Origin of the sequence: Cohnella baijiui, from assembly GCF_020731285.1 — a bacterium.
Lineage (GTDB): Bacteria > Bacillota > Bacilli > Paenibacillales > Paenibacillaceae > Cohnella.
Window position 1 is genome coordinate 20740 of sequence record NZ_JAJFOW010000058.1, and the last position, 9099, is coordinate 29838.

Annotated in this window: 7 protein-coding genes; 3 read left to right on the forward strand and 4 right to left on the reverse strand. The window is 63.7% G+C overall.

What is annotated here, in order from left to right:
• The first annotated feature begins 13 nt into the window (after nt 1-13).
• A complete protein-coding gene (locus tag LKX83_RS29820; protein ID WP_227886555.1) occupies nt 14-1069 on the forward strand; it encodes a glycoside hydrolase family 130 protein in 1056 nt (351 codons plus the stop codon).
• Nucleotides 1070-1559: 490 nt separating this feature from the next.
• Here the strand turns inward: LKX83_RS29820 and LKX83_RS29825 are convergent, their stop codons facing one another.
• The gene (locus LKX83_RS29825; protein WP_227886556.1) at nt 1560-3305 is read right to left on the reverse strand and encodes a sensor histidine kinase; all 1746 of its coding nucleotides are present in this window, start codon (nt 3303-3305) and stop codon (nt 1560-1562) included.
• A complete protein-coding gene (locus LKX83_RS29830) occupies nt 3295-4023 on the reverse strand; it encodes a response regulator transcription factor (RefSeq protein ID WP_227886562.1) in 729 nt (242 codons plus the stop codon). The genes LKX83_RS29825 and LKX83_RS29830 overlap by 11 nt, the downstream gene beginning before the upstream one ends.
• Before the next feature lie 212 nt (nt 4024-4235).
• Between LKX83_RS29830 and LKX83_RS34180 the strand changes: the two genes are divergently transcribed.
• The gene (locus LKX83_RS34180; protein ID WP_304518358.1) at nt 4236-5249 is read left to right on the forward strand and encodes a M23 family metallopeptidase; all 1014 of its coding nucleotides are present in this window, start codon (nt 4236-4238) and stop codon (nt 5247-5249) included.
• A gap of 104 nt (nt 5250-5353) precedes the next feature.
• Here LKX83_RS34180 and LKX83_RS29840 read toward each other — a convergent pair whose 3' ends face one another.
• A complete protein-coding gene (locus LKX83_RS29840; RefSeq protein ID WP_227886563.1) occupies nt 5354-6640 on the reverse strand; it encodes an MFS transporter in 1287 nt (428 codons plus the stop codon).
• Nucleotides 6641-6808: 168 nt separating this feature from the next.
• Between LKX83_RS29840 and LKX83_RS29845 the strand changes: the two genes are divergently transcribed.
• Entirely contained in the window at nt 6809-8632 is a 1824-nt protein-coding gene (locus tag LKX83_RS29845; protein WP_227886565.1) for an ABC transporter substrate-binding protein, read from the forward strand.
• Nucleotides 8633-8914: 282 nt separating this feature from the next.
• Here the strand turns inward: LKX83_RS29845 and LKX83_RS29850 are convergent.
• The coding region (locus LKX83_RS29850) for a hypothetical protein (protein WP_227886567.1) at nt 8915-9099 on the reverse strand (185 nt) is incomplete at its 5' end.

A 9099-nucleotide genomic window follows, 5' to 3' on the forward strand; every position in this document is an offset into this window, starting at 1 on the left:
GGAGACTGCCCGCATGGCCGTAATCCGCTGCGAAAGCAATCCCGTCGTCCGTCCCCAAGACGTCCCGCCCACGCGGCCGAACTTTCGCGTCCTCGGCGCCTTTAACGCGGGCGTCGCCGTCCGCGGCGACGAGACGATCCTGCTGCTGCGCGTCGCCGAAGCCCCCATCCCCGAGCAGGAAAGCGACGTCCTCATTCCGCTGTTGGCCGAATCGGGGGACGACGTCTCGATCATCCGTCTGCAGTCCGCCGACAGCCGCTACGACTTTTCCGACTCCCGCGTCGTGTCGGAGAACGGCCGGGTCGCCATGCTGACCTCGCTTTCCCATTTGCGGGTCGCCCGCAGCCGGGACGGCGTCCGCTTCGACGTCGATCCGGAGCCCGCGCTGTTTCCCCGCTTGTCGATGGAGGCCTGGGGGATCGAGGACCCTCGCGTGACGCAGATCGAGGATCGTTATTACGTAACGTACAGCTCCGTCTCGCCTCGGGGCGTGGCGGTCGGTCTCGCCGAGACGACGGACTTTCGCGCGTTCACCCGCCTCGGGCTCATGCTCCCGCCGGAAAACAAGGACGTCATGCTCTTCCCCGAACGCATCGGCGGCAAGTATTGCGCGCTGCACCGGCCGGTGCCGAGGTCGTTCGGCGCGCCCGAGATGTGGATCGCCGAATCGCCGGATCTCGTCCATTGGGGCAACCATCGTTTCCTGATGGGGCTCGGCGAGTACGGCTGGGACTCCGCCCGGATGGGCGGGGGCGCCGTTCCGATTCGCACGGAGCGCGGGTGGCTCGTGCTGTATCACGGCGCCGACGCCAGCCATCGCTACAGCATGGGCGCCGCCCTGCTCGACCTGGAGGAGCCGGGCCGCGTGCTGGCCCGATCGGCGCGCCCCTTCCTCGAGCCGGAGGCGGACTACGAGCGGAACGGCTTTTTCGGAGGCGTCGTCTTCTCCTGCGGCGCCATCCGGCTCGGCGATACGATCCGGATGTACTACGGCGCGGCGGACGAAACGACGGCGATGGCCGACATCCCGCTGCGGGACATCTACGATACGCTCGCCGAAGAGGCGTAAAACCGATGCACGTAGAGCCCCCGTCCGATTCGGACGGGGGCTGGTTTGTTTTGATGCGAAATCGTCATTTGCGGATGCCAGTAGGAAGATCCTGAAATAACGTACTTAAGCCCCAACCCGGGAATGAACGGAAATTCCGGCTCAAAACCGATATCGGTGCTTGACCAGAAGAATAGATGGGGTGCGTAAAAGCGGGCGAAAATGCTAACGGTTGTGAGCGACGCTATTGGGGCAAAAATGGGGTTTTCAAAATGTAACGGTTGCCATCGAGTCTATTTTCCGTTTTTTCGTAGGCAGAGGGGCTGTTTCGTCCAAATAAGCGCGCATGCAACCGTTAGAAAAGAAACCTCCGTTTTTGGGGCCGATTAAGCGCTATGGTAACCGTTAGCGTAGCCATGTTCCAAACAAGCCACTCGTTCGAAGCTAACCCGTTGGTCAAGCACCGAATTCAGGTTGAAGCCTGCATCTCGCTTAACGAGAACTAATTTTATTACGCTCCCCACTTCAGCCGTACGCTCGTGCCCGCTCCGGCGGCGGTCTCCACCTCGATTTCGCCGCCGAGGGCGACGACCAGCGCCCGGGTCACGGCAAGCCCGAGCCCCGTCCCTTCGGACGAGCTTTCCGTGTTCGTCCCCCGATAGTACCGGTCGAACAGGCGCGATGCCGTCTCTTCGTCCATGCCGACCCCGTCGTCCCGGAATGTCAGCGTGAATCCGCCGGATTTGCCGGCCGCAAGCGTCACCGTGAGCGTCGTATCCGCCGGATTGTGAAGCAGCGCGTTGGCCACCAGATTGTCCACGATGCGCTGGAACCAAGGCGGGTAGATCGGCGCCTCGACCGGCTGTGCCGAAGGCTCAAACCGCACCCGTCCGGAATCGTACCCCGGGTGGCTCGCCGCCTCGTCGAGCGCCTCCCGCACGTAGGCATTCATATCCGCTACCTCCAGATGGGGAGGACGCGCCCCGGCCCGTAGACGGTACGCAAGCGTCAGATCGTTGATGAGATTGTCCATGTACGAAGACTTCTCGAGCACGACCCGGGCGAAGGCGCGAACCTCCTCCTGCGACCACTCGTACGACGGCGACTCCAGCATATGCGCGTAGCCCTTGATGGACGAGAGCGGCGTCTTCAGATCGTGCGACACGCCCGCGATCCACTCGTCGCGCAGCTGCTCCGTCTCCTGGCGCATCCGGTCGTTGCGCGAAAGCGTCGCCGACAAGACGTCGAGCGACTGCATGACGTCACCATAAACGCGGTAATTGCGTTTGCGGCGCCCCCGGGCGTTGCGGCTGATCGGCCTCCCTTTGCGGTCGACGGGCTCCGCGTACCGGCCTTGGCCGAGCTCCCGCAGCCACCGCAGCAGATGCATCAGCGGCGAGCCGAAGCGATGGCCGAACCAGAAGGCGATGACCGCGAACACGATCAGGGAGGCGCCGATGAGCGAGCCGATGCTGACGATCAGCAGCCGCTGCTCCGGGATGATCGCCGGCCCTTCTCCCGGCTTCATGCCGGGCAGGGGCGTGCTTGCCACCCAGGTAAGGCCGGACGCCTCGTCGTACCGGGACGAGACGGTCCAGCCGTAACGGTCCGGGTACACCGATCGCATCGCCAGCTCCACCACCGTATACCGCCCGATGACGCCCGCGGGCTTGTCGAACGAAGCCAGCTCCGTCCCGTCGGGATCGAGCACCTGCACCCACGAGCCTCTGTCCCGAATTTCCCTCTGCAGCGCTTCGGGCAGCCGGATCTCCGTTCCGCTCGGCGCGCCTTCGCGCATGACCCGCTTCAGCAGCGCATCCTCGCGGTTTTGAAAGCCGTACAGGAGCGTATGCGCGACCCCGTCCTTCTCCTGCGTCCAGAGATAAAGCTGATAGGGAAACGGATTCTTGCCCAGCCAGTAGGAAACGAGCTCGCCGGGACGGTATGCGTTCGGCACGTCGGGCGGGGTGAAGTACGCGTCCGTCACCCGGCCCTGCTCGTCGATCCGCTGCAGCCACCCGCCGGCGAGGCGGATCTGCTCGAGCAGCTGCGGGTCGAAGCGAAGCTCCCCCTCGTTCGCTTCGACCGTCTGGACGAGCCTGTACAGACCCGCGCTCTCGAACTCCCGTTTGGACTCGATGCGAGTCAGCTCATTCAAGCTCCAGTAGAGCGTCCGCCCCGCGAGCGCGAGCAGGATGAGCAGCACGGCGACGAGCATGACGACGAGCCGCAGCGACAGCCGCCACTTAACGTTCATATCCGTCCTCCCGGCGGACGAGCTTGTAGCCCATTCCCCGGACGTTTACCAGGTATTCCGGCTGGCTCGGATCGGCTTCGATCCGCTCCCGGATGCGGTGGATGTGCACCATCACCGTATTGTCGTCGCCGAAGCTGCTCTCCCCCCACACCCGTTCGTACAGCTCGCTCTTGGAGAAAAACCGGTTCGGGTGCTTGCACAAAAAGAGCAGCAGCTGAAACACGAGCGACGGACAGCCGACCTGCCGGCCCTCCACCCACAGCTCCCCGGCCTCCTCGCGCACCTGAAACCGCCCGAAGTCATGCACCGTCGCGCTCGCCCCCGCAGCCGGCCGGACGGCCTCCGTCTTCCGGCTGCGGCGGAGCAGCGCGCGAATCCGGGCGACCACCTCCAGCGGGTTAAACGGCTTGGTCACGTAGTCGTCCCCGCCGACGGCGAAGCCCGTGAGCTTGTCGAAATCGCTCGCCCTCGCGCTGAGGAACAAAATGGGCGCGTCCGTCATCCGGCGCAAAAAGGGGCAAATCTCGACTCCGCTCCCGTCCGGCAGCATGACGTCGAGCACGATCAGGTCATAGGCCGCGTTCTCGCAGGCGGATAGCGCCTCCGCTGCCGTATGCGCGCGGGCGACGGACGCGAAGCCTTCTTTGCGCAGGACGGTCTCGATCATTTGCAAAATCGCCGGCTCGTCGTCGACCAGCAGAATGGACGCTTCGTTCATTCGGGACTTCCTCCGTTCTCTCCCTCTTCTCCTCTTATCTTAACACGGCTTGCTGAATCGGACGGCAACGGCGCCTTAACGGAACCTTAATTCGTCGCAGCCGAAAATTAAGCCGGCGATAAGGGTCCGTTTCACGGGATATAAACGTAGTTCGCTAAGATGGAGGCATGGGGCGAACGAGACCCGAATAGAAAAAGGGAGTGGAGTACCGCATGAGAAGAGTCGCTTTGCTGTTGTCCGTCATTCTGCTGCTGTCCGGCTGCGCCGGCGGCAAGTCCAAGCCTGCCGATTCCGCATCCGGCAGTCCCACACCCGGGACAGCGTCTCCGGAGCCGTCGCCGTCCGCACCTTCGCCACCGCTGCCCGCAGACCCGATCGCGGCATCCGCCATCGGTCAGGCGCTGCTGGACGGCGAGACCGATCGCCTCTACGACCAGATGGGAGAAGAAATGACCAAGGCCGTGACGCGAGAGGAGTTGGGCAAAATCGTCCCGGACTTCATCAAAGGGATCGGAAAGCTCGAGGTCAAAGCCCATCTCTCGCTGAACGGGGGCGAGTACTACGGCTGGATGGAGACCGGCGGGACGCGGACGATCTCCGCCGCGACGGACAAGGACGGCAAGATCATCTCCCTTCAGCTGTCCACGGCAGAGGCGCATCCGGACACGGATCAAACGTTCACCAAGACGGCGTACCGGCTGCCGTTCGAGGGCGAATGGTATCCGTTCTGGGCGGGAGAGAACGTCCTGGCCAACTATCATTACGCCGTCGTCTCCCAGCGGTACGCAAACGATCTGATCGTCGTGAAGGACGGCTATTCCTACCAAGGCGATCCGAAGAAAAACGAGAGCTACTATGCCTACGGACAAAAGATCTTCGCGCCTGCGGACGGCACGGTCGTGCACGTGGTGAACGACATCGCGGACAACGAGCCCGTCGGCGCGGTCACCACGGATCAGGCGGCCGGCAACGTCGTCGTCATCGATCACGGCAACGGGGAATTCAGCTATCTCGCGCATCTGCAGAAAGGCTCGAGCCGGGTCAAGGTCGGAGATCGGGTCAAGGCGGGCGATTGGATCGGGCTTTGCGGCAATTCCGGCAATTCCAGCGAGCCGCATCTGCACTTCCAGGTGTCGGACAAGGATGACCTGTTCGCCGGCAAGTCGATCCGCGTCCAATGGGCGAACGGTCTGATTCTCCGTCAGGGAGAGCCCGTATCTTCCTAAAAAAGAAAAGAGGCTGCCTCCGGGTCATGGGACATGACCCGAAAGGCAGCCTCTCGGCGCGATGCGGATATCGAGGCAGGTCGGCTTGTGCGCGCGCCCCGCGATCAGGAGGCCGCCTGCCCGCTTGCCGCCGCCTGCGCGGCTTCCATTCGACGGATGCCGGGTAGGATCCCCGCGAGCAAGGCCAGGCCCGCTATGCCGGTTGCCAGGATCCACACCGCCATGCCGCCCGGGGCGAGGAAGCCGCCGATCACGACGTTTAAGCCGCTGATCACTTGGGACACGCGGTTCGTCATGCTGTTGACCGCCATGTAGGAGCTGCGGGCGTGGTCCGGCACCAGCTGGACCATGAGCGCCTGCCGCAGCGGCACGTACGCCAGCTCGCCCAAGGTGGCGACGACCATGGCGAGGACGAGCAGCGACGGCTGGTTGCTGACGACGAGATAGACGTACCCGACGATATTGAAGGCCATCGCGACCAGCATCGTCCGGTAGTCCGACCGGCGCTTCAGCCAGCGGGCGGCGAACAGTGCGAACAAGACGATCGCGAGCGTGTTCTCCGTCCGCAGCAGTCCCAGCATCGGCAGGCCGTCGATCGTCCACGGCAGCCCCGGCAGCCATGCGGCTTGGTGCATTTCCTGTTCCAGCCTGACGCCGATGTAGCCGTTCATGTTCATTTCTACCGAGACGATCAGGACGCCGGACAGGACGAACAGGATGAAGCGGCGGTCGCGAAACACCTCCCGGTAACGCTGGATGAACGAGACGCGCGGCGCCGGCGCCGCGGAAGCGGCGGCGGACCGTCCCGCGCCCGCGTGGCCCGGCATCGTCTCCGTCAGGAACGCGCCGATGAGGATCGCCGCGATCAGCGAGATAAACGCCGCGCCCAGCAGCAGCTCGAACAGATAGGCGCTGAACAGGTAGGCGCCGACCACCCCCGCGATCGAAATCGCCAGGTTGTTGGACCAATAATTAATCCGGTAAATCGCCTGGCGCGTCTCCGGCGTCGACACGTCGATCAGCATCGCCTCCACCGCCGGTTTGCCGATCCAAGACACGCTAAGCAGCATCGTCATCACCATCGTGACGATGGCCGATTGCAGCCAAGGCGAGTTGAACAGCGCCATCGTCCCGAAAGCGAGCACGCTCAGTCCTTCGGCCAGCACGATGAGACGCTTGCGCCCGATGCGGTCGGCCAAGTGGCCGCCGTAAGCGGCGCAGGCGACCCCGATGCCGATGCTCGCCATCGCCGCCACCCCCGCCATCGTCGTGCCGACGGTTTTGGCCAGGTAGACCGCCATGAACGGCGTCACCATATTTCCCAAGACGCTGATAAAGAAGCTCAGCACGATCCGCAGCTTCACATTCGGATGAAACGACCGAAACCCCATCCCCCGCACCTACTCTCTCTCTCTCTTATTCCGTATGCTTCATCCTACCAGATCGCGCGGTTTTAAAAAGTGTCGCCGGCCGGGTGATGTTTTCACCTTTTATACGGTATACTGGTCAGCGTAACGACGGATACGGACGCATGGGGCCGAGAGAGGGAGATGGAGCGAATGCACCTATCGCAACAATACGCTTTGCTCAGCGCTTCGCTGCTCCGGGATCGCCGGCCCGACGAACCGCTGCCGGTCACGGTCGAGGAGATTGCGGGCTTGCTGCGCTGCACGGAGCGCAACGCCAAGCTGGTCCTTCACCGGATGTCGGAGTCGGGCTGGATCGCGTGGCTGCCGGGGCGCGGGCGCGGAAACCGGTCGCGCATCCGCTTCGAGGCTTCCGCCGAGGATCTCCTGCTGCAGGATGCGCAGGCTTACGTGGAACAGGGAAATTTGAACGGGGCGATGGGACTGTTTCGGATGGAAGGCATCGACCCCTGGATCGCGGACCGGTTTCTCGCTTGGCTCGGAGGCTTCTTCGGGTACAAGGCGGCGGGGGAACGCGGCGAAGATACGCTGCGGCTGCCGATGCGGGTGCCGATCCATTCGCTCGATCCCGCTCGTCTGCTCTTCGCGCGGGATCTGCACTTCGCCAAGCAAGTGTTCGATACGCTCGTCGGCTTCGATCCGGAGCAGCGCCGCATCTTGCCTCAGCTTGCTCACAACTGGGAGTGCGACGAGGATGCGATGGTGTGGACGTTCTCCCTTCGCAAGGGCGTCCGATTCCACCATGGGCGGGAGCTGACCGCGGCGGATGTCGCCTACACGCTGCTCCGGCTGCGATCGTTCGCCCGCACCCCGGCATCCAACGGCTGGCTCGCCGAGCAGATCGTCGAAGCCCGGGCGACGGCGCGCAGGACGGTGGAGGTGAGGCTTGCCGCCCCCAACCGCATGTTCCTTCACTACGTCAGCTCGTATCCCGCGGCGATCGTCCCGGAGGACCTCTACCGGACCGCGGAAGCCGGCGAAGGGAATCTCGAACGGCTGCCGGTCGGGACCGGACCGTTCCGCGTGGCGCGGCATGAAGAAGGCATCCTGGGGCTGGAGGCGTTTGCCGATTATTGGCGCGAGCGGGCACTGCTCGACCGGATCGAGATGCTTGTCGTGCCGAAGGAGCTGCAGGCGCGGCCTGACCCGCTGTTCCACTTGGGCAAGCTGCACCACGTTCAGCACGTCCGGTTCGAGGTGCCGGCCCACTGGCAAAAGAAGCAGGTTCAGACGCTCGGCTGCAGCCTGCTCGCGATCAACCTGCGTAAACCGGGTCCCCTGCAGGACGCCCGGCTGCGGGAGGCGATCGACCTGTCGCTGGACCGCGCCGGACTGGCTCTCGCGCTAGGCAAAGACATGCCGGCGCGCGGGTTTTTGCCGCCCGCGGATGGCGGCGCGGCGCCGCTCCCGCCGGACGATCGGCAATACGCGCGCGCCAAACGGCTCGTGGACGAGTCCGGATATGCGGGCGAGCCCGTGCGGTTCTATGCGCTGGAATACCACGCGGTCGCGGGCGAGTGGGTACGGCGGCAAATGGAATCCATCGGCATCCGGGTCGAGATCGTGCCGGTCGGCTACGACGTCGCCTCGGATCCGGCGCGCATGGCCGGAGCCGATCTGTACATCGGCGGCGTCGTGGCCGACGACGACGAGGATCGCTGCCTGCTCGAGATGTACAAGATGGACGGCATGCCGATCCGTGCCTTCGCCACGGACGACCAGCGGCGCGCGTTCGACGACGAGATCGCGTCGCTCGTCGCGGAGCCGTGCGACGAGACGCGCCGCGGCCGCATCCGCGGCCTCGAGGAGCTGCTGAAGGAGGCGCGCTCCGTCCTGTTTCTGCTGCATGCGACGCAGGAGACGGTGTTCAACCCCGACGTGCGGGGCATCTCGCTCAACACGCTCGGCTGGGTCGATTTCAAGCAGCTGTGGTTCAAGGAAGCGGACGGAAGCTGAGACTTCAAGCAGTTGGGGTCAAGGAAGCGGACCGAAGCTGAGACTTCAAGCAGTTGGGGTCAAGGAAACGGGCGGAAGGCGAGACTTCAAACAGCTGGTTCAAGGAATTGGCGGAAGCTGAGATGGGCCTAGGGTTGCGGATACGGAGTGCGAGAGACTGACAGAGTCCCAACGGGCAGACGGTACGGGCGGTTGCGGCGATCATCCGGCGAATGTGCGTATGTAGACTACCAATATTGATGATTGAGGCGTTCATTCGACGAGTGTGCGTATGCAGACTACCTACGTTGGTGATGAGGCGTTCATCCAGCGAAAGTGCGTATGCAGACTACCTACGTTGTTGATTGAGACGTTCATTCGACGAATATGCGTATGTAGACTACCTACTTTGGCGGTTGCGGCGTTCGTTCGGCGAATGTGCGTATGTAGACTACCTACTTTGGCGGTTAGGGCGTTCGTTCGGCGAA